Origin of the sequence: Streptomyces sp. NPDC059455 (assembly GCF_042750115.1) — a bacterium.
Lineage (GTDB): Bacteria > Actinomycetota > Actinomycetes > Streptomycetales > Streptomycetaceae > Streptomyces > Streptomyces endocoffeicus.
Window position 1 is genome coordinate 1 of record NZ_JBHYVB010000115.1, and the last position, 22,271, is coordinate 22,271.

The following is a 22,271-nucleotide window of genomic DNA, read 5'->3' on the forward strand; positions in this document are numbered from 1 at the left end:
CGCCAACACCATCTTGATCACACCAGCCACACCAGCGGCCGCCTGCGCATGACCAATATTCGACTTCAACGACCCCATCAACAGCGGCCGGTCACGATCCTGGCCATACGTGGCCAACACCGCCTGCGCCTCGATCGGATCACCCAGCGGCGTACCCGTCCCATGCGCCTCCACCGCGTCCACATCACCCGCCACCAGCCCCGCACCCGCCAAGGCCCGCCGAATAACACGCTGCTGCGACGGACCATTCGGCGCCGTCAACCCATTCGACGCACCATCCTGATTCACCGCACTACCCCGCACCACCGCCAACACCCGATGCCCAAGCCGCTCCGCATCCGACAACCGCTCCACCACCAGCACACCCACACCCTCGGCCCACCCCGTGCCATCCGCCGAGGCCGCGAACGACTTGCACCGCCCGTCGGCAGCGAGCCCGCGCTGACGGGAGAACTCCACAAAGGCGTCCGGCCCGGCCATCACCGTCACCCCACCGGCCAGCGCCATCGAGCACTCCCCCGCCCGCAACGCCTGACCCGCCAAATGCAACGCCACCAACGACGACGAACACGCCGTGTCCACCGTCACCGCAGGACCCTCGAACCCCAGCACATACGACACCCGACCCGACACCACGCTCGCCGAGGTGCCGGTCATCAGGTGGCCTTCCAGACCGGCGGGGGCATCTACTCCTTCGGTGGAGCCGACTCCGTAGTCCTGATGCATCATCCCGGCGAAGACGCCCACGTCCTGGCCCCGTAGCGAGACCGGATCGATGCCGGCGCGCTCCAACGCCTCCCATGACGTCTCCAGCAGCAACCGCTGCTGCGGATCCATCGCCAGCGCCTCACGCGGCGAGATCCCGAAGAAGTCCGCGTCGAACTCCCCCGCGTCATAGAGAAACCCGCCCCGACGCGCATAGCTCGTCCCGGCGTGATCCGGATCCGGATCGAAGAGGTGCTCCAGATCCCATCCCCGATCCGCCGGGAACTCCCCGATACCCTCACCACCTGCCAGAACCAGCTCCCACAACTCCTCCGGCGATCCGACCCCACCCGGCAGCCGGCAGGCCATCCCCACGATCGCGATCGGGTCATCGACCGGACCCGCCCCCGCGACCACGGCCGAACCCGGGGCTGAATCCGGGGCCGAAACCGAGGCCGAAACCGGGACGGTCGGCACTCCCGTACCGCCGAGCAGTTCCCGCCGCAGCAGGCTCCCCAACGCCACCGGTGTGGGGTGGTCGAAGGCGGAGGTGGCGGGCAGGCGGAGCCCGGTGGCCTCGCTCAGCCGGTTGCGCAGTTCCACCACCGTGACCGAGGTCAGGCCCAGGTCGGTGAAGGCCCGCTCGGGCTCGACGGACCGCTTGTCGGCCAGGCCCAGCAGGTCGGCCAGGTGTTCGCGGACGAGATCGGTGAGCAGCCGGTCCCGGTCGGCCTCGTGCGCGTCCATCAGCCGCTCCCGGAGGGCGACCGTAACGGCCTCGTCCACGGTGGCGGTACGGGCCGGGACGTCGATCAGGTCCTGGAGCAGCGGGGAGGTCGTCCCGGTCGGCACGGCGGTCGGGTCGAGCTTCATGGCGACGAGTTGGGCCTGGTCCACGCCCAGTGCGGCGTCCAGCGCCGCGAGCGCCTCCCGGGAGCTCAGAGCACCGGCCGTCTCGTCGGTCTCCCCCTCCCACGGTCCCCAGGCGATGGACTGAGCCGGTACCCCTCGTACACGCAGGTGCTGTGCATAGGCGTCGAGGAAGGCGGCGGAGGCGGCCTCCGTGGTTTCCCCTGCCGCCCCCAGCAACCCCTTGGTCGAGGAGGACAGCACGAACGCGGTGGGATCGGCGTTCCGGGTGAGCTCGTACAGCGTCCTGGCCTCGGCGGCCACGCGCCCGTCCGACGGCTCGTCCACGGCCTCCCAGGCGTGGACGACCACGCTCAAGGGGCTGGTGGCCTTGGCCAGCGCCCGCCTCAGTTTGGTGCGGTTGTCCAGCTCGCATTCGACGAGTCTGACATCGGCTCCGGCATCGGTGAGCTGGGTACACAGCTCGTTGGCCAGGCCGCCCTGCCCCGGTGGAGCGATCAGCAGCAGTCGGCGGACCCCGTAACCGGTCACCAGATGCCGGGCGATCGCGGCGCCGCGCCGGGTGTCCACTCCGGTGACGACCGCGGTGCCATGGGGGTCGAAGGCCACGGACACATCCCGCTCGGCATCCGGACCCATGCCCAGACCCACATCCAGGGCCACGCGTTCAAGCCGTGGCAGCAGCACGACGCCCGAGCGCACCGCGCTCTGGGGCTCGCCCGACGCCACCGCCGCCAACAGCCCACCCACACACGCCTCGTCATCGGGCGCGTCGAGATCGACGATGGCGATACGGCCGGGATGAGCGGCCTGCAGGGTGCGCACCAGCCCCCACAGCGCGGCCTGTTCCGGATTCGGCACGTCCTCGCCCGTCGCGGTGGCCACCGCGCTCTGGGTGGCCACCACCAGCAGCGCATCGGACAGCTCGGCGGAGGCCAGCCACGTCTCGACGTCCCTCAGGACACCCTCGGTGGTGTCCGCGGGGGCCGACAGCAGGGCCACAGCGGGCGGGGGACTTCCGGCGGCCACCGCCGCTCTCAGGTCGGCCGTATCGATGTAGTCGATGTACTCGCCCAACTCGGCGCCGCCCGAGGCCCGCAGCGGACCGTCGAGCCCGGGGGTCTGCCGTCCGAGCAGCGCCCAATGGCCGTGCCGAGGCCGTGCGGCGGACAGCTGAGGGGCCGACGGCTGTGGGATCCACCTCGTACGGAAGAGCGCGTCATGGTAGGCGTTGCCCACCGCGCGCAACCGTGCCGGACCGTCCAGGAGCCGGTGCCGGGTGACCTTGCCGGTCGCGGTGCGCGGGATCCGCTCGATCTCGTACAGCTCCTCGGGCACCTTGAAGTACGAGAGCCGCTCCCGGCACAGGGCGAGCGCCTGGGCCGGGTCGAAACCGCCGGGAGCGGGGACGACGAAGGCCACGGGGACTTCGCCGAAGACGTCGTGCGGTTTGCCGACCACGGCGGCGTCGGCCACGCCGGGCGCCATCCGCAGGACGTCCTCCACCTCGACGGGGTGGATGTTCTCCCCGGCGCGGATGATGAGTTCCTTGAGCCGCCCGGTGACCGTCAGATAGCCGTCCCGGTCGCGGCGGGCGAGGTCGCCGGTGTGGAACCAGCCGTCCCGGAGCGCCTCGACGGTGGCTTCGGGCTGGTTGTGGTAGCCCGCCATGATGTTCGGGCCGCGCACCCACACCTCGCCCTCGGTCCCGTCGGGCACGTCCAGGCCGGTGCGGTGGTCGACCACCCGCAGGGCCAGGCCGGGGACGGGGAGTCCGCAGGAGCCCTCGACCCTGGCCCCGGTCGGCCAGTTGATGGCGATCGAGCCGGAGGTCTCGGTGCTGCCGTACGCGTCGATGAGCGGGGCCCCGAAGGCGTCCTCGACCGAGCGCCGCAGCGCCGCCGTGGTCACGGCGCCACCGACCAGGCCCACCCGCAGGTCCGGGGCGGTGAACCCGGGCGCCTTGGAGGCGCGGACGAGGTAGTGGTACAGCGTGGGAACTCCGGCGATGACCGTGGAGCGCTCCTGGCCCCACAGCTCCAGCACATCCTCGGCGGAGTGTCCGTCGGTGATCCGGGCGGTCGCTCCGACGGCGGTCACGGCCAGCACGCACACGATGTGGGAGAGGCTGTGGAACAGGGGCAGCGGCCAGAGCACACGGTCCTCGGCGGTGAGGCCGAGCGCGGGTACGTACGACGCGGCGACCGACCAGAGACAGTTGCGCTGGGTGGCGAGCACACCCTTGGGCTTGCTGGTGGTGCCGGAGGTGAAGAGCATCCAGGCGATGTCGTCGAGCCCGTGGTCGTCGCGGGCCGGTGTGTCCGGCTCGGTGGTGGCGAACCGCTCGTAGGACAGGCAGCCCGCGGGGACCGGGTCCTCCCCCACCACCAGCACGGTCAGCGGACTCGCTCCGGCGTCGAGTCGGCGCAGCAGCGGCAGGTGGGCGGAGTCCGTGATGACGACCTGGCTGCCGCTGGCGGTGAGCAGATGGTCGAGTTCGGCCTGGGAGACGTGCGGATTGACCGGGACACCGATTCCCCCGGCGCGGACGACGGCGAAGTAGCTCTCCACCATCTCGACGCGATTGCCGAGGTACATGGCCACGCGGTCGCCCGGCAGCAGGCTCAGTCCGGCCAGATGGCCGGCGAACCGGCGGGTGCGCGCCTCCAGCTCGGCGTAGCTGATGGCGCGCCGGGCGTCGGCGTAAGCGGTCTTCGCGCCGAAGCGGCGGCTCTGTTCGGTGAGGAGGTCCTGGATCGGGCGGATCAGTTCGGTGCGCAGCATGCCACCTCTACCCTCCCTGCGGTCAGGGTTCCAGGTGACGCGTCAACGGCTTCACCCATTACAGCTTCACACCGGAAAACTAGGAGAATCCCCTGATTCACCCCCCTCATCCCCCCTTACTTCGTGATCGCCAAGCCCCCTTTGTCCCAGTCCGTTCGGCCTCCGCTGATAGCTTCGCGGCACCGGAGGAGGGAGGAGCGGATGTGCTCTGCGGGCTCTGGGCGGGGGCCGGACACACCGGATGCGGATGTGCTCATCGTCGGCTACGGACCCATCGGGCAGGTGCTGTCCATCCTGCTGGCCACCCGGGGGTGGCGGGTGCTGGCCGTGGAGCGGTGGGAATACCCGTACACACTGCCGCGGGCGACCAGCTTCGACGGCGAGACGGCCAGGACCCTGGCGTCGCTGGGGGTGGCCGATTCGTATCCGGAGCTCGGTCTGCCGGCCGATGCCTACGACTGGCGCAACGCCGAGGGCAGGTCTCTGCTACGGGTCGAGCTCGCCGAACGCGGTGTGCACGGCTGGCCGGAGACGACCACGATGCACCAGCCCGCGCTGGAGGCGGTGCTGTGCGCCCGCGCCGAGCGGCTGCCCAACCTGCGGGTACTGCGCGGTTACGAGGCGACGGACCTTGTCGACGACGGCGCCGGGGTGGAGCTCACGGCGACGCAGCCGGCGGGCAGCGGCCTGCGGTGCCGCGCCTCCTGGGTCGTCGGGTGCGACGGGGCGAACAGCTTCGTCCGCGACCACATCGGGGTGCGCCGGACGGATCTCGGCTTCTCCTTCGACTGGCTGCTGTGCGATGTGGTGCTCCACGAACCGCGCGTGTTCTCGCCGCTCAATGTGCAGCACTGCGATCCGGCCCGGCCGACGACGGCGGTGGGCAGCGGGCCGGGGCGCAGACGCTGGGAGTTCATGCGGCTGCCCGGGGAGAGCGTGGCCGAGCTGAACCGGGCGGAGACGGCCTGGCGGCTGCTGGAGCGCTTCGATGTCACCCCGGAGAACGCCACCCTGCACCGGCACACCGTCTACAGCTTCCAGGCCGCGTGGGCGGATGAGTGGCGGCGGGGGCGGGTGCTGCTGGCCGGGGACGCCGCCCATCTGATGCCGCCGTTCACCGGTCAGGGCATGTGCGCGGGCATCCGGGATGTGCTCAATCTGTCCTGGAAGCTGGACCTGGTGCTGCGGGGCGCCGCCGGTGAGGGACTGCTGGACACCTATCCGCGTGAGCGCGTCGACCATGTGCGGGAGGCCATCGACACCGCGGTACGGCTGGGCAAAGTGCTGTGTGTGACCGACGCCGCCACCGCCGCGAGCCGGGACGCCTCGCTGCTCGCGGGCGGTGCCGACACCGGCCGGGGCGGACAGCACGGCGTCACGGGTCCACCACTGCGGACCGGCCTGCTGTACACCGGCATCGGCACGACGCCGGTGCCACCGGCCGGGGAGGTGATGCCCCAGGGCCGGGTGCGGCACGAGGGCGCGACCGGTCTGTTCGACGAGGTGGTGGGCACCGGTCCGGTGCTGCTGGGATCGGCGGATCCGGCCGTGGCGCTGGAGGAGTCCGAACTCACCTTCCTCACCGGGCTCGGTACGCGTGTGGTGCACATGGTGGCGGAGGGCACCGAGGCGGCACCGGGCGCCGTCATCGACGTCGACGAGATGTATCTGCCGCTTATGAAGGCAGCGCGGGCACGGTTCCTGCTGGTGCGCCCGGACCACCACATCTATGGCGCGGCCCGAACCTCCCGTGAACTCACCGCACTGGTGGGCCAGTTCAGATCCGGACTGCTGGAGTGAGAAGAGGGCCTGGTGAGGAGGAGGCTAGAGGAAGTGCGGCAGATCCTGCCGCCGCTTGACGTTGACTTTACGGAACACCCGCGTGAGGTGCTGCTCGACCGTGCTCGCGGTGATGTAGAGCTTGGCGGCGATCTCGCGGTTGGTGTAGCCCTTCGCCGCCAGTAGCGCGATCCTCCGCTCCTGTGTGGTGAGCGCGGACAGCCCGTCCTGCCGCTGATGCGCGGACATCGCGGCCTCGGGATCGATGGGGTCGAGCGCGGCCTCCCGGCACAGGTGCTCGGCCCCGGTCTGCTTCGCCAGGTGCCAGGCGCGATGGGCCACCCGGCGGGCGTTGCGCTGGTCCCCGGTGTCCTTGAAGGCGGTGCTGAGGTCGATCAGCGCACGGGCCAGCTCGTAGTCGTCGCCGCTGTCCTTGAGCATGTCGACGGCCTCGGTGAGCAGTTGCGGGCGGCGGGTGACCCGGCTGACCGCCGCCAGGGTGCGCAGGGACAGCCCGCGGGCCCGGGAGGGGCCCGGCAGCAGCCGGGCCATCTGCTCCCGTACCAGACGCTTGGCCTGGTCCTGGTCGTCCTGTGCCAGCCATGCCTCGGCCGCGCTGGTGCGCCACGGGACCACGTCGGAGCCGGGCGGCTGCAAGGTCTCGGCGAATCTGCCGCAGGCCAGGAAGTCCGCGAGCGCGGCCTGGGGATGGTGGGTGGCCAGCCGGTAGTGGCCCCGAGCGTGCAGATAGTGCGCTCCGTGGCGGCTGTGCAGGGCCTGCTCGGGGATCGGCTGCGCCACGTACTTCTCCGCCTGCTCCAGCCTGCCGGACCGGGTGGCGGCCAGGATGGCGCAGCCCAGCACCCCGGCCAGGCCGACTCCCCAGCCCTGGGGCGGTACGACGGCCATGGCGCGGGCCGCCAGGTCGTGGGCGGAGATCAGGTGCCCCTGCCGCAGGTGGGCCTCGGCGCGGATGGCGAGGAACTTCCCCTGCCAGGCGACGGCCTGGTGGGCGGCGGCCTCGGTCTCGAGCTTTTCGCACCAGGCCATGACCTCGTCCAGCCGGCCCGCGTGGAGCAGCGCGCACAGGGCGAGCACTCCGGACTCGGCGTTCCACAGCGAGCCGTGGTCGAGGTGGAAGGTGCGCAGCAGTAGTTCGGCGCGGTGCGTCAGCTGGTCGTTGCGTCCGCGGACCAGATCGTCGGCCAGAGTGACCGCCGAGGGCAGCCATGGGTCGTGACAGGGGGCGGCTTCCGGGGTGGCGGCGGCCACCGAGTGGGCCAGTTTCCGCAGCCCGGTGTGGAGGGGGTACGCCATCGCCGCCCAGTTCGACAGGGCGCGGAGGTCCTCGGTTCCGGGGCCGGTGCCCCGGTGGGCGCGGGTGCGCAGGGCCTCCAGCAGGGCGGTCAGCTCATCGAGCGCACCGGCCTGGGCCAGGCCCAGCACCAGTTCGGAGACCTCCCGCCGGTCCAGGTGGCCCGCGGTGAAGTCGCGCAGCTGGGGGCGGAGATGGCGGACGGCGACCTGCGGTTTCAGCTGCCACTCCAGCCTGCTGAGCCGGGCGCGGATGCGTGCCGCGGTGGGGTCGTCGGCCCGGGTGTGCTGGGCGAGGTCCAAGCAGCTGAGCGCGGTGCCCACATCGCCGGTCGCCAGCGCCTCGTCGGAGGCCGTGACCAGCACCTCGGTGGCGCAGTCGGCACCGGGGTCCCCGGCGCTCAGCAACTGCCCGGCCACCGTCAGCGCGGGTGCCCCGGCCTCGTGCAGCAGTTCGGCCGCCGCGCGATGCAGTGCGGCCCGGCTGTCGGCGGGCATGTCGTCCAGCACGGCGGTGGCGGCCACCGGGTGGCGGAACGCCTGGCCCTTGGTGAGCAGTCCGGCGCTGGCCAGGGCGTGCAGGGCCCAGCCGGTCACCGTGGCATCCACCCCGGCCAGCCGGGCCACGTCCGCGACCGGCGCCGCACCGCCGAGCACGGCGAGGGCGCGCACCACGGACAACATCGACGGCCGGGAGAGCGCCACGAGCTCGAGCAGCGCCCGTCCGTAGCCTTCTGGATAGCAGGTGCCGCCCGCCTGCTGATCGATGATCAGGGCCTGGGCAGCCAGCGGATTGCCCCCGCTGATGCGGTGGAACTCGGCGGTGAGCCGGGGGGATGCGGTGTGCGGGCCGAGCAGCCGGACGGCCAGGGCGTCGACTCCGCTGCGGCTCAGGGGCCGCACGGCGATCCGGTGGGCGTTGGGGCTCTGCGAGAGCAGCCCGGCCAGCAGGGGCGAACGCGGCCATCGCAGGGTGTGGTCATCGGTGAGGAGCACCAGGATGCGGGCGGAATGCAGCCACGGGACGATGCCGGCGAGGAAGTGCAGCGAGGGCGGGTCCAGGTAGTGGGCGTTGTCGACGCAGATCACCAAGGGGGTGGTCTCGGCCAGATGGGCCAGCTCCATGGTGAGCTTCTGGAAGACGTCGACGACCTGCGTCTCCCAGCCACCCCCGGCTAACCGCCCGTCGGTGACGGTGTGTTCGACCGCCGAGGCGAGCAGCGCGCGCACCCGGTCCCGGCTGGGCGGCGGAATCGCCATGCCGTGGAAGAGCTGGGTCACCACGCCGAACGGCAGAAGGTGCTCGCGGAGCGAGGCGGTGGCCCTCAGCACGCGGGCGCCGCCCGGTTCGAGGGATTCGAGGAACTCGTGCACCAGTCTGCTCTTGCCACTTCCCAGCGGCCCGTCCACGACGGCCAGCTGCCCCTTGCCTCTCGTGGCATCGGCGAGCAGCCGGCCCAGGCCGGCCAGGATGTCATCGCGCTCGACCAGGCCGGGAAGCGCCCCGCCGGGCGCGCGGTCCCCCTCGCCTCCCCGGTCCTCCTGATCCCTCCGGAAACCGATCGCCGACCGACCGGCGCCGACCGTGGAATGGTGGCATTCCAACAAGCTCACAGGCACCCCGCTTTCTGACATTCCTTCATCCGCGCGGCCGCTCATGGGGCGGCGCCCGCGCGAAAGCGCATGACGAGCAGGCAGAACTCCTCAGCGGCACAGGTGCGTTGTCCACCCTTGATGCCCATGGCCTACCGCCAGGGGGAAGAGAAATGGATGAGGGAAAGACGCGAGCCGGCCGGAGTCTTGTGTTTCAACAGCATGCAAACAGCGCGTGGTGGCCGCTACATGCATCGGGTAGGGGGCGACATGCACCGGATAGGGGGCACTCTCGGGTCCTATGCGTAGGTCCCGGCGCACCGCACTGTCAAGCCAATGAGTTGTATATCACGAAACGATCACGCCGTGCTTTTCGGCCGATGCTACGTGGCCCTCGTCGCCGTGGGAAGGCACCGTACGGGCGGTGTGGACGAGGGGGTGGGGGTCGGCGATTGGGCCGAAAGTCGACGGTGCTCGGTGGGCCCCGCGTACGGGGCTCGGCGTGCCTCCGCCGGGCGAGGCGGACAGCCGCGAGGGGCTCGCCACCCGGGCGCGAAGGCCCGGCCAAGGCCCGACAGAGGCCCCGGCGAGGCCCGGCGCGAAGGGGATCAGGTCACCGCGGCTGAAGTGGCCTGATCCCATGGAGGTGGGCGCCTCACATCACTCCGCACTCCGCTGAGATCAGACCAGCTGTACCGCCTGCTCGTACGAGGGGCGAGGAAGCCGGTCCCGGAAGGCTTCGGAGCTCGGGTAGCCGATGTTGACCAGCAGGAGCGACCGCCACCGGCCATCCGGGAAGAACTCCTTGTCCACCGCCTCGGCGTTGAATCCCTTCATCGGCCCGGCCGCCAGCCCCGCCGCGCGGACGGCCAGCACGAAGTAGCCCGCCTGGAGTACCGCATTGAAGTCCATGTGGGTCTCGCGCAGTTCCTGGTTGGCCTCCAGCATCTGCTGTAACTGCGGGTTGGACGGGGCGAGGAACGGCACATACTCCGGGTAACGGGTGTCCGCGGCCAGCACCGCGGTGACCGGGGCCGAGGCGGTCTGCTCCTGATTGGGCTGCGCCACCCCGGGCAGCAGCCGCTGCTTTCCTTCCTCGGTGCGTACGTACAGAATGCGCAACGGATTGATATTCGCCGACGTCGGGGCCCATTTGAACAGTTCGTAGATGGCCCGCAGACGGTCGTCGCCCACCGGCTTGTCGCTGAAGTCATAGGCCGTCTTGGCCTCGGTGAAGAGAAGTTTCCGCCCCTCGGGTGAGAGCGCGTACAGGGCCTGCTCGATATCGGGGGCCAGGGTGCTGTCCGACATGGCCGTTCCAACTCCTTACTCGGGTAGGGCGATTGGCCCACAGCGTACGCGTACGAGGTGTGCGGTGGCCGGGGACTCGGTCAGGTGGGCCGGTGGCGGGCTGGTGGCGCGGGGCAGATGGCGTGGTCTACCGCCGAGCGGATCATGTGTGGCACGCTCTTGGCATGATGCCGACGGCGCGTCCCATCGGAAAGCGGGCGGTCCCTTGAGGGCCGCGGTGCTGACGGAGCCCGGCGCCCTGTCCGTGGTGTCCGTGCCCGAGCCGTCCTGCGGGCCGGGGGATGTGCTGATCCGTATGCGGGGCACGGGGCTGTGCGGCTCCGATCTCGCGGTGCACGCGGGACGCCGACGGCCACCGAGCCTGCCCTGGATCCTGGGCCACGAGGGGACGGGACGGATCGTCGAGCTGGGCCGTGAGGTCAGCGGTCTCCGCATCGGCCAGGACGTGGTCATCGAACCGGACTACTGCTGTCTGATGTGCGAACCCTGCCGCGCCGGACGGACGTCGGCCTGTGAGGGCCGGGCCGCCGTGGGACTGACCGTCCCCGGTCTGCTGAGTGACTACGTGGTCGCTCCGGCCGCGTTCGTGTGGCCGGTCGCCTCACATCCGCCGCTCGAGGACCTGGTCTGTGTGGAACCCGCGACGGTGGCACGGGCGGCGATGCGGCGCTCGGGGATCGCACCCGGACAGAGCTGCCTGGTGACCGGGGCCGGTTCCCAGGGTCTGCTGCTGTGCCAGGCGCTGGTCGACCACGGGGTAACGGTGTTCGTCCAGGAGCCCAACAAGGCCCGGCTCGACCGCGCGTGTTCCCTGGGCGCGACGCCCCTGCCGGCGGACGTGGACGGGCTCCCCTGTCTCTTCGAGACCTCCGGAGCCCCCGGCGTGGTCGAGCAGGGGCTGCGACGGCTCGCCAAACACGGCACCGCCGTACTGATCGGGATGAACACCGCCCCGCTCGGGGTCTCGCCCCGGGATCTGGTGGCGGGCCAGATCACTCTCATCGGCAGCATGATCTACGACCACCCGGTGGACTTCGCACAGACCGTCAGCGCCCTGGAGTCCCAGACCCCACCCCGGCTCGGTGCGGTGGTCAGCGACGGTTACCCCCTCGACGACGTCCAGGAGGCGTTCACCGCGGCGTACACCGCGTCGGGAAAGGTGTGGGTCGACCTGTCCTGAGGCGTCGGAGCGGCGGCCGCCCCGCGGCGGGCGCGACCGACGCATTCAGGGGTGCTCCGCCGGGACGGTCGCCGGAGCCGTCGCCGGAGCCGGGACGGCGGCCTCGCGCGCATCGCCCAGGGCCGCTCTGGGGATCTCCTCGCCCCGGGACAGACACTCGATCAGGTAGTCGCCGGTTTCCGGGTCGAGGGTCACGCCATGGGTCTCGCTGCGGAATCCGGGAAAGCGCCGGTCGAACGTCTCCAACGCGGTCAGATAGCGCAGCAGTGGACCGTCGGGCGTGCCGACGCTCTCGCCGGGCATCAGCACCGGGATACCGGGTGGTGTGACGGTGACCATGGCCGCGGCCACCCGTCCCGCCGCCTCGGAGAGCCGCACCCGCTCGGTGCCGCCGCGGATGAGTCGCTGGTAGCAGAGCTGTGGCGGGACGACCGGCTCCGGCAGCTCCTGGAAGGCGGTGTCCAGCAGCTGGACCAGGCTCACCTCGCGCAGTTGGTCGTGCATCTCCTGGCACAGCTCACGCAGGGTCCGGCCGGTGTAGCGGCCGGGGTACGCGGCGACCAGTTCGGGCAGGACACGGTCCAGCGGTGCGTCCTCGTCGTAGCGGGCCTTGAAGTCCATCAGGGCGTCCAGCAGGGTCCCCCATTTGCCCTTGGTGATGCCCATGGAGAACAGGACCAGGGTGGTGTAGCTGTCCGTCTTCTCGACCACCACGTGCCGAGTCGCCAGATAGGAGGTGAGGACCCGGGCGGGGATGCCCCAATCGGCCATCCGGCCACCCGCGTCGATCCCCGGGCAGGTCACGGTCACCTTGAGCGGATCGAGCATGCAGTAGCCCTGGCCGAGCCCCGGGAAACCGTGCCATTCGGCATTTGGTTCCAGCTCCCAGCAGGAGGGGTCCGTGCGCAGCAGTTCGGCCGGGGCCTCGTCGAAGGGCAGCCGCTCACCGCTGGCCGGATCGGTCACCGTCTCCGGCTGCCAGATTCCGAAGAACCAGGCGGGGCGGTCCCCGGCGGCCTTGATGCGGCGCCCGATCCGCACCACCGACTGACGGAAGCGGACCGCTTCGGCCAGCGCCTCATCGATCAGCCAGCGGCCCTGTGGCCCGTCCATCATCGCGGTGGCGACATCCAAGGAGGCGATCATCGGATACAGCGGCGAGGTGGTGCCGTGCATCATGAACGCCTCGTTGAACCGGTCGTGTTCCACCGGGGCCCGGGGCGCGGGCTTGATGTGCACCATGGCGCTCTGCGACAGCGCGGCCAGCAGCTTATGGGTGGACTGGGTGGCGAATACGGTGGGCCGGTCCGGGCCGGGGAAGGTGTCGGGCCCCACCGACATGCCGTAGCGCCCGGCGTAGAGGGGGTGGAAACGGGCGTAGGCGAACCATGCCTCGTCGAAGTGGACCCGTGGAGTGCTGGCCGCGAGCCCTCGGGCGGCCTGCACGGCGTCGTAACACAGCCCGTCGTAGGTGGAGTTGGTGAAGACCGCGTACTGGGCCTCGGCGGAGAGCGCGCCGCGCGTGAGCGGGTTTCCGGCGATCCGGGCGGCCACCGTGCCCGCCTGGATCTCATCCGGGGGCAGCGGACCGGACAGTCCATAGCCATTGCGGGTGGGGATCAGATAGACCGGCCGGGCGCCGGAGACGACCAGACCGTGGAGCACCGACTTGTGGCAGTTCCGGTCCACCAGGGCGATCTCGTCCCGGGTGACGCTGAAGTGGCCGACCAGGCGGTCACAGGTGGAGTCGCCGTGGAGGACGAAGTAGGTGAGGTCGGCGCCGAACACCCGGGCGGCGTTCCGCTCCGCGTCGCCGATCGGGCCGGTGTGCTCGAACAGCGAACCGAGCGCCTCGACCGAGATCGACAGATCGCTGCGGAAGAGCCGCTCCCCGAAGTAGTCGTGGAAGGCCCGGCCCACCGGTGACTTCAGAAAGGCGACACCACCGGAGTGGGCCGGGGTGTGCCATGAGTACTCATGCGTATCGTCGAAGCGGCGCAGCGCCTTGAAGAACGGCGGCAGAACGGCCTCGCGGTAGGCGCGGGCGGCACTGGAGATCCGCCCTGCGATGAAGGCGGCGGTGTCCTCCGTGGGCCAGACATAGCCGACCACGGTCTCCGACACCCACAGCGGCAGTTCTTCAAGGCTCTCATCGGCCGCGATCAGGAAGACCGGCAGATTCTGGAACCGCCGGCCGACCTGGCGCAGCACCGAGGCGCCACCCGGTTCGCCGTCCGGTTCGCCGCGCGAGTCGAGTCCCCAGTCCACCAGCGCGGCGGCCAGACCGGCTTCGGTGCGCAGCACCGTCCGGGCGTCGGCGCCGGTGCCGGCCCATCGCACCGCGAAGCCGTCGGCTTCCAGCTCCTCGCGGATCCTGCGCAGCTGCTCGGCTCCGACCGTGTCGTCCCCGGGGTGCTCCCGCACCGCGAACAGAACCATGTCGCCCGCCATATCCCCCTCCTCGGCGTGCCTCCCCTGTCCGTCCAGTGTTCAGGAACAGACCAGCACATGGGGGCATGCACCTGGAAGATCACACGAAAGAGGGAAAATTATCTGGAATGGGATCCTAGAGCCGTGGCGGCTCAATGGGATCCTGGAGCCGTGGCGGCTCACTCGGCACGTGCGTCCAGACGCAGCACACTCCCCTCCCCGTTGGCCGATAGGAGAAGGGCCCCGTCCGGTGCGACGGCGAGCCCGGCGAACTGGCGCGGGCGGCCGGGGACTCCGGGAATCGGCTCGGGTTCGGCGCGGGTGATCCCGGGCGGCAGGCCGACCGCCAGATCCTCGGCGTCAATCCTGCTCTCGCCCGTGGCGAGCGAGATCGCCCGCAGCCGCCGATGCGTGACCTCCACCGTGAACAACTCGTCGCCGCGCACGGCCAGCCCCTGCGGTTCGCCGAGCCCGTCCGCGACAACCACCGCCTCGCCGTCGTCCAGCCGGAGCACCGCGCAGCGCCGGTCGTCGCTCACGTAGCAGCGCCCTTGGCCGTCGAAGGCGACGTCCAGGGGGTGGTCGAGTCCCTCGGCGAGCACGCTGACCGTGTCGGTGTCATCGACGCGCAGGATGCGGCCGGTACCGGTCTCGGCGACCACGAGGGCGCCGTCCGGTGCGACGGCGATTCCGGTGGGCTGGTCCAGCCCGGTGGCGCGCACCCGCGTGGTCCGGTTGACGGGGTCGTGGGTGCGTACATCGCCGAGTTGTGAGGTGAGGTGCAGCAGGCCGTCGTCGGCGGTGACGTCGTGCACGGCGTACATCAGCTCATGGGTGACGACACCGGGCTCCTGCCCGTCATGGCCGGTGGCATCGGGGCTCGCCAGACTGAAGTGGTCGGCCGCGTACACCGTGCCACCGAGGTCGACCGTGATGCCGAAGGGCCCGTCGAACCCCTGGGGGACCACCACCCGGGTCCGGCCGTCGGTGTGCACCTCCGCGATCCCGCCACTGGCGAAGCTGGACACGAACATGCGGTTCTCGTGGTCGAACGCGGCGTTGTCCAGGCCCACGATGCCGCTGGCGACGACCGACCGGGCCCCGGTGTTCAGATCGATGCGGGTCACCAGCCCGGCCCTGCCACGGGACAGGACGACGAGGACGCCGCCCCGGTCGAACCGCACCGCGACCGGGTCGTCCACCTCCTCGGCCACCAGCTCGGGGATCCCTCCGTCGGGCGGAATCCGCCAGACCTGGTTGCGCATCATCTGCGGGTAGTACAGGCAGCCGTCCGGGCCGAGTTGCATCGCGTTGCCCAGGGCCAGGCCGTCGGTCAGCACCGCCGGGTCGCCGCCGTCCGGGAACAGTTCCATGAGGCGGCCGTTCATCTTCATCTCGTTGACGAAGAGGCGGTCGCCGACGCAGGTGATGCCGTTGGGCACCGACACCTGGTCGGAGACGAGCGTGTACTCGCCCTCGGAGCCGCGCCGCCACACCCGGCCGGGGGTCAGATCGGCGATGTACATCGAGCCGTCCGCCCCGAAGGCAAGGTCGTCCGGGGTCTCCACCGGACCGTCGAGCGGCACCACCACCTCGATGTCACCCGAGGCCGGGTCCACGGCGCTGATCTGCCCGGCGAGGAACTGCGCCACGTACAGCCGCCCGTCGGGGCCGAAGGTGACGCCGTTGGAACCCCACAGCCGGTTCGCCCGGGTGAGCCGCCGCACCTCCAGACGGTCGCTCGTGGCCTTCAGACGGCCGGTGTCGTCGAACCGGCTGGGCTGCATCGCTTCTCCTTCCGCACAAGTGGCACACATCGGTGTCAGACGACCAGGACGTCGTCCATGCCGCCGTCCGCACGCCAGTGCCTGAGCAGTTCATGGAAGGCGATCGGCCCGTCGCCGAAGGACTCGCTGCGCTCCCTCGGCATGCCCTCGTTGTTGTAGTAGCCGGGGGTGCACTCGGCATGGAAGGCGTACAGGTCCGCCGCCTTCTCACGGATCGTGGCGCGCCACGCCGTCTCGGCCTCGGCGGTCGGCTCGACATAGCGGGCCCCGCGCTTGCGCGCCTCGGCGAGCACCTCGGCGACATGAATGGCCTGCTCATCGAGGATGTGCACATAGTTGACGGAGCTGGCGTTCTGCAGCGGGCCGAGCTGGAAGAGGTTGGGGAAGCCGTGGCTGTAGAAGCCGTGCAGTGTCTTCGGGCCGCCGCTCCAGGCTTCGGTCAGGGCGACACCGCCCCGGCCGTGCACCGGGAGGAGTCCGGAGGTGACTCCGGAGACGCCGACCTCGAAGCCGGTGGCGAAGATGACGCAGTCGACTTCGTACTCGGTCCCGCCGACCACGACGGCCTGCTCGGTGATGCGCTCGACTCCCCCGTGGTCGGCCGTGTCCACCAGCGTGACATTGGGCCGGTTGAAGGTGTCCAGATAGGTGTCGCTGAACGTGGGGCGTTTGCACATATAGCGGTACCACGGCTTGAGCGCCTCGGCCGTCGCCGTGTTCTCGACGATGGAGTCCACTCGGTCGCGGATTCCGTTCATCTTCTGGAAGTCGGCGAGCTCGTAGAGGCGTTCGCGCTCCTGGGGCGGGAGGTCCGCGTAGCTGTCGGTCGGGATGAGCTTCTGCTGCAGCCGCGCGGTGCTCGTCCAGCCGTCGTCCACCAGGTCCTCGCCCACCTGGCCACCGGTGACGATGGCCAGGAAGTTGTCCCTGCGGCGCCGCTGCCAGCCGGGCGTGAGCGACGCGGCCCAGCCCTCGTCGGTGCGGCGGTTGCCGCGCACGTCGACCGAGGACGGCGTGCGCTGGAACACATACAGCTGCTCGGCGTCCCGCCCCAGATGTGGCACGGCCTGGATGGCGGTCGCGCCGGTGCCGATGAGGGCCACGCGTTTGTCGGCCAGTTTGCGCAGACCGCCGCTCGCGTCGCCGCCGGTGTAGTCGTAGTCCCAGCGGCTCGTGTGGAACGTATGCCCCTGGAAGGTCTCGATCCCGGGGATGCCGGGGAGTTTGGCCCGGCTGAGTGTTCCGCTGGAGATGACCACATAGCGCGCCCGTATGCGGTCGTCCCGGTCGGTGTGCACGCTCCACTCCAACTCGGTGTCGTCCCAGTGGAGTTCGGTCACCTGGGTCTGGAATCGGACATCGCGGTAGAGGTCGAAGTGGCGTCCGATCGCCCGCGCGTGCTGCCTGATCTCCTCACCGGGTGCGTAGCGCCACCGTGGTACGTAGCCGACCTCCTCGAGCAGGGGCATATAGACGTAGGACTCGATGTCGCACTGGACACCCGGATAGCGGTTCCAGTACCAGGTCCCGCCGAAGTCCCCGCCCTGCTCGATCACGCGGATGTCCCGCACACCGGCCTGCCGCAGGCGCGCACCGGCGAGCAGACCGCCGAATCCGCCCCCGATGATCAGTACCTCGACCCGGTCGTGCAGCGGCTCCCGGGTGAACCCCGGCTCCACATAAGGGTCCTGAGCGTACGAGCCGAACTCCCCGGCCATGCGCCGGTATTGCTTGTTGCCGTCGGGGCGGATCCGGCGGTCGCGCTCGGTCCGGTACTTCGTCCGCAGGGCGTCCGGGTCGAATCCCAGCTCCTCGGTGTCCATGGAGGTGGTGGCGGTGGGCGGGCGGTGGGGGGTGGGCATAGGGGGTCCTCGGGCCTCTGGCGTCGGAAGGTGTGCGGGGCTCGGATGCCGTCCGGAGCTCGGATCCCATCCGTGGTGGCGTTGACCGGTGGTCGATCGGTCGGCGACTGACCGGCCGCGGCTGACCGGCCGGCGGCTGACCGGCGGCGCGGGCTCAGCCTCACAGAAAACCTTCCCGCTGCGCAAGATTGCCCAGTAGGAAAGAATCGGCCTTCTCCCGTATGCTCATCGGCGATGACTACCGGCCTGCGTGAGCGCAAGAAGGCGGCGACCCGCCAGTCACTGCATGACGCCGCCGTGCTCCTCGCCGCCGAGCACGGCGTCGAGAGCCTCACGGTGGAGGCCATCGCCGATGCCGCCACCGTCTCCCGGCGCACCTTCTCCAACTACTTCGCCAGCAAGGAGCAGGCGCTGCTGCACCACGACAGGGCGCGCACGGTCCGGCTGGTCGAGCTCATCCGCGCCCGCCCGGCGCGGGAATCCCTGGTGGCGGCGGTCATCGGCGCCGCCGAGCAGCACTGCTCCGAGTTCGCGGACGACCCGGAGCAGGAGGAGCGCTACCGGACCCTGCGCCTGCACCCGGCGCTGCTGCCCGAACTGGTCGCCACCTACGCCGCCGCCGAACGCGATCTCGCCGTGGCCGTCGAGGAGCGCCTCCCCGCCGGACCGGAAACGCCCCTGCGGGCTCAGATCCTCGCCGCGACCCTCCTCGCCGCCTTCCGCGTCGTCGGGCAGACGGCTCTCGAGCGCCGCGAGCGCGACGTCGTGGACCTCCTCCGCCGGGCGCTCGCCATCACCCGCGAGGGCTTCCGCTGACCGGTTTCCCCCTGCGCGCGTGACCGGATTCCCGTGCCCGCGTGACCGAATTTCCCTGCCCGCGTGACCGGTTTTCCCTCCCCGCGCGGGCGCCAACGTCAAGCGTGGCCGGATCTGAGCGGCCTTCGATAGGCATCACCTATCGAGATGATCAGAATCATATCTTGGCCCTTTTGACCCGCCGGGTTCTACCGTCGTGTTCATGGCATTGACAACGCGGGCGGAGCGGCGGCCGTCCATGGCGCTCAATTTCTGGCAATCGACCCTCGGCAAGAAGATCGTCATGGGCGCGACCGGTCTGATCATGATCGGCTACCTCTGCGTCCACCTGCTCGGGAACATGAAGATCTTCTTCGGCCCCGGGGAGTTCAACGCCTACGGACACTGGCTGCGTGTCATGGGAGCCCCCGTTCTGCACCATGAGTGGGGCCTGTGGATCGCCCGGATCGTCCTCCTGGCCGCGGTGATCCTGCACGCGGTGTCCGCCTACCAGCTGAGCCGGCGCGATATCAAGGCCCGCCCGCAGAAGTATGTCCACACCAAGCCACGAATGAGCTATGCCACCCGGACCATGCGCTGGGGCGGGGTGATCCTGGGCCTGTTCATCGTCTGGCACATCCTGGACCTCACCACCGGCACCACGCACTCCGGCGGATTCCAGGAGGGCCATCCGTACCAGAACGTGGTGGACACGTTCTCCACCTGGTACGGGAACGTCATCTACATCGTGGCGATGCTGGCCATGGGCATGCACGTCCGGCACGGCTTCTGGAGCGCCGCGCAGACCCTCGGCGCGGGCAACCACACCCGTGACCGCGCCCTCAAGGCCATCGCCAACGCCCTGGCCATCGTTCTCACCGCCGGGTTCATCTCCATACCCGTCGGTGTCATGACCGGAGTGGTGAGCTGACCATGACCTCGTACAGCGAGCACAACGAGTACAGCGAATACACCGACTACACCGTCGGCGAGCCGGTCCAGGACGAGCAGGCCCCCTCCGGGCCGGTCAAGGAGCGGTGGGACACCCGCCGCTTCGAGGCCAAGCTGGTCAACCCCGCCAACCGCCGCAAGCACACCATCATCGTGGTGGGCACCGGGCTGGCCGGTGGCGCCGCCGGCGCCACCCTGGCCGAGCAGGGCTACCACGTGGTCCAGTTCTGCTACCAGGACTCGCCGCGCCGGGCCCACTCCATCGCCGCCCAGGGCGGGATCAACGCGGCGAAGAACTACCGCAACGACGGCGACTCGATCCACCGGCTGTTCTACGACACAGTCAAGGGCGGCGACTTCCGCGCCCGCGAGTCCAATGTCCACCGCCTGGCGCAGATCTCGGTGGAGATCATCGACCAGTGCGTGGCCCAGGGCGTGCCCTTCGCCCGGGAGTACGGCGGTCTGCTGGACACCCGCTCCTTCGGCGGTGTGCAGGTCTCCCGCACCTTCTACGCCCGCGGCCAGACGGGCCAGCAGCTGCTGCTCGGCGCCTACCAGGCGCTGTCCCGCCAGATCGCGGCGGGCAATGTGGAGATGCACGCCCGCACCGAGATGCTGGACCTGATCGTGGTCGACGGGCGGGCGCGTGGCATCGTCGCCCGCGATCTGGTGACCGGCCGGATCTCCACGTACTTCGCCGACGCGGTGGTGCTGGCCAGCGGCGGCTACGGCAACGTCTTCTATCTGTCGACGAACGCCATGAACTCCAACGCGACCGCCATCTGGCGGGCGCACCGGCGCGGCGCGTACTTCGCCAACCCCTGCTTCACCCAGATCCACCCGACCTGCATCCCGCGCTCCGGGGACCACCAGTCCAAGCTGACCCTGATGAGCGAGTCGCTGCGCAACGACGGCCGGATCTGGGTGCCCAAGGCGAAGGGCGACACCCGTCCGCCCGCCGAGATCCCCGAGGACGAGCGCGACTACTACCTGGAGCGGATCTATCCGTCGTTCGGCAATCTGGTGCCGCGTGACATCGCCTCCCGCGCCGCGAAGAACGTCTGCGACGAGGGCCGTGGTGTCGGCCCCGGTGGCCAGGGCGTGTATCTGGACTTCGCCGACGCCATCGCCCGGATGGGGCGCAAGGCGGTCGAGGAGAAGTACGGCAACCTCTTCGACATGTACGAGCGGATCACGGCGGAGAACCCGTACGAGGTCCCGATGCGCATCTACCCCGCGATCCACTACACGATGGGCGGGCTGTGGGTCGACTACGACCTGCAGACCACCGTGCCGGGGCTGTTCGCGATCGGCGAGGCCAACTTCTCCGACCACGGTGCCAACCGGCTCGGCGCCTCCGCGCTGATGCAGGGCCTGGCCGACGGCTACTTCGTCCTGCCGTCGACCATCAACGACTATCTGGCCCGCAATCCGCACAAGGACGAGGTCGGCGCCTCGCACCCGGCGGCCGTCGAGGCGGTGCGGGAGACCGAGGACCGGCTGGCCAGGCTGCTGGCCGTGGACGGCGATCGCACCCCCGACTCCTTCCACCGCGAGATCGGCGAGCTGGTCTGGGAGTTCTGCGGCATGGCCCGCACGGACGAGGGGCTGCGCAAGGCGCTGGATCGCATCCCGCAGATCCGCGAGGAGTTCTGGCGGCGGCTGAAGGTGCCGGGCACCGGCGAGGAGTTCAACCAGTCGCTGGAGAAGGCCAACCGGATCGTGGACTATCTGGAGCTGGCCGAGCTGATGTGCCTGGACGCCCTGCACCGGGCCGAGTCCTGCGGTGGCCACTTCCGCGAGGAGTCCCAGACCCCCGACGGTGAGGCGGCCCGCGTGGACGAGGAGTTCTCCTACGCCGCGGCCTGGGAGTTCACCGACACCGGCGCCGCCCCCGTGCTCCACAAGGAGCAGCTGACCTTCACTCACGTCCACCCCACTCAGCGGAGCTACGCATGAAGCTCACCCTGCGCGTCTGGCGCCAGAAGAACCCCGACACCCCCGGTGCCATGGCCACCTACGAGCTCGACGGCGTCTCCCAGGACATGTCCTTCCTGGAGATGCTCGACGTCCTCAACGAAGAGCTCATCGTCAAGGGCGAGGAGCCGGTGGCCTTCGACCACGACTGCCGTGAGGGCATCTGCGGTGCGTGCAGCCTGGTGATCAACGGTGACGCCCACGGTCCGGAGCGCACCACCACCTGCCAGCTCCACATGCGGTCGTTCCAGGATGGCGACACCATCGACATCGAACCGTGGCGCGCCTCCGCCTTCCCGGTCATCAAGGACCTGGTGGTGGACCGCTCCGCGTTCGACCGGGTGATCCAGGCGGGTGGCTACATCACCGCACCGACCGGGGCCGCGCCGGAGGCACACGCCACTCCGGTGCCCAAGGCGGACGCGGACTTCGCGTTCGAGCACGCCGAGTGCATCGGCTGCGGCGCCTGCGTGGCGGCCTGCCCCAACGGTGCGGCGATGCTGTTCACCTCGGCCAAGGTCAACCATCTCAATGTGCTGCCCCAGGGCTCTCCGGAGCGGGAGACCCGGGTGCTGGACATGGTGGCCCAGATGGACGCCGAGGGCTTCGGCGGCTGCACCCTCACCGGTGAGTGCGCCACGGCCTGCCCCAAGGGCATCCCGCTGTTCTCCATCACCGCGATGAACAAGGAGTGGCTGCGGGCGACCCGCAAGGTCAAGCGCTGACCCGCAAGGTCAAGCGCTGACCCGCAAGGTCAAGCACTGGCCCGCAAGGTCAAGCGCTGGCCCCACTCCCCCAGAACGGCACCCCTCGACAACGCTCCGTGGATGGGGTGTCCTGGCGGCGGAGGTCTTTCCGGACGCTAGACCTCCGCCGCCGCCCGCACATCCGGGGCGGTGGCTCCGGTGCCATCGGATCACATACCCGCCACCG

At 70.2% G+C, this 22,271-nt stretch carries 12 protein-coding genes; 6 read left to right on the forward strand and 6 right to left on the reverse strand.

All coding sequences use genetic code 11. From position 1 onward, the window contains the following. Positions 1–4,359, reverse strand: a 4,359-nt coding sequence (locus tag ACFXB5_RS32820; protein ID WP_385214725.1) for a beta-ketoacyl synthase N-terminal-like domain-containing protein, incomplete at its 3' end; no start/stop codon positions are given. Positions 4,360–4,560: 201 nt separating this feature from the next. Here ACFXB5_RS32820 and ACFXB5_RS32825 point away from each other — a divergent pair. Further along, on the forward strand, positions 4,561–6,159 hold the full coding sequence (locus tag ACFXB5_RS32825; RefSeq protein ID WP_385214727.1) for a bifunctional 3-(3-hydroxy-phenyl)propionate/3-hydroxycinnamic acid hydroxylase: 1,599 nt from the start codon (positions 4,561–4,563) through the stop codon (positions 6,157–6,159). 24 nt (positions 6,160–6,183) lie between these two features. Here the strand turns inward: ACFXB5_RS32825 and ACFXB5_RS32830 are convergent, their stop codons facing one another. Beyond that, positions 6,184–9,072, reverse strand: coding sequence for an AAA family ATPase (locus ACFXB5_RS32830; protein ID WP_385214730.1), 2,889 nt, complete (start codon positions 9,070–9,072; stop codon positions 6,184–6,186). A gap of 654 nt (positions 9,073–9,726) precedes the next feature. Further along, positions 9,727–10,356: a malonic semialdehyde reductase gene (locus ACFXB5_RS32835; protein WP_385214732.1), complete on the reverse strand. Its 630-nt coding sequence runs from the start codon at positions 10,354–10,356 to the stop codon at positions 9,727–9,729. A 217-nt stretch (positions 10,357–10,573) separates the two neighbouring features. Between ACFXB5_RS32835 and ACFXB5_RS32840 the strand changes: the two genes are divergently transcribed. Continuing rightward, the gene (locus ACFXB5_RS32840) at positions 10,574–11,536 is read left to right on the forward strand and encodes a zinc-binding dehydrogenase (protein ID WP_385214734.1); all 963 of its coding nucleotides are present in this window, start codon (positions 10,574–10,576) and stop codon (positions 11,534–11,536) included. A 45-nt stretch (positions 11,537–11,581) separates the two neighbouring features. On the opposite strand, the gene ACFXB5_RS32845 is transcribed toward ACFXB5_RS32840, so the two are convergent. The 3 genes from ACFXB5_RS32845 to ACFXB5_RS32855 form a co-directional block, all read right to left on the reverse strand. Next, on the reverse strand, positions 11,582–13,987 hold the full coding sequence (locus tag ACFXB5_RS32845) for an Orn/Lys/Arg decarboxylase N-terminal domain-containing protein (RefSeq protein ID WP_385214737.1): 2,406 nt from the start codon (positions 13,985–13,987) through the stop codon (positions 11,582–11,584). A gap of 158 nt (positions 13,988–14,145) precedes the next feature. After that, positions 14,146–15,753: a hypothetical protein gene (locus tag ACFXB5_RS32850; protein ID WP_385214739.1), complete on the reverse strand. Its 1,608-nt coding sequence runs from the start codon at positions 15,751–15,753 to the stop codon at positions 14,146–14,148. Between the two features lie 35 nt (positions 15,754–15,788). Further along, positions 15,789–17,615 (reverse strand): flavin-containing monooxygenase, encoded by a 1,827-nt coding sequence (locus ACFXB5_RS32855; protein WP_385214742.1) that lies wholly within the window; start codon positions 17,613–17,615, stop codon positions 15,789–15,791. Positions 17,616–17,849: 234 nt separating this feature from the next. Here ACFXB5_RS32855 and ACFXB5_RS32860 point away from each other — a divergent pair, with 234 nt between their 5' ends. The 4 genes from ACFXB5_RS32860 (at position 17,850) to ACFXB5_RS32875 (ending at position 22,063) form a co-directional block, all read left to right on the forward strand. Then, positions 17,850–18,431: a TetR/AcrR family transcriptional regulator gene (locus ACFXB5_RS32860; protein ID WP_385214744.1), complete on the forward strand. Its 582-nt coding sequence runs from the start codon at positions 17,850–17,852 to the stop codon at positions 18,429–18,431. A gap of 202 nt (positions 18,432–18,633) precedes the next feature. Continuing rightward, the gene (locus ACFXB5_RS32865) at positions 18,634–19,341 is read left to right on the forward strand and encodes a succinate dehydrogenase (RefSeq protein WP_385214747.1); all 708 of its coding nucleotides are present in this window, start codon (positions 18,634–18,636) and stop codon (positions 19,339–19,341) included. A gap of 2 nt (positions 19,342–19,343) precedes the next feature. After that, entirely contained in the window at positions 19,344–21,320 is a 1,977-nt protein-coding gene (locus ACFXB5_RS32870; RefSeq protein WP_385214749.1) for a fumarate reductase/succinate dehydrogenase flavoprotein subunit, read from the forward strand. Then, complete coding sequence (locus ACFXB5_RS32875; protein WP_385214752.1) at positions 21,317–22,063, forward strand: succinate dehydrogenase/fumarate reductase iron-sulfur subunit; 747 nt, start codon at positions 21,317–21,319, stop codon at positions 22,061–22,063. The genes ACFXB5_RS32870 and ACFXB5_RS32875 overlap by 4 nt, the downstream gene beginning before the upstream one ends. Positions 22,064–22,271 lie beyond the last annotated feature (208 nt).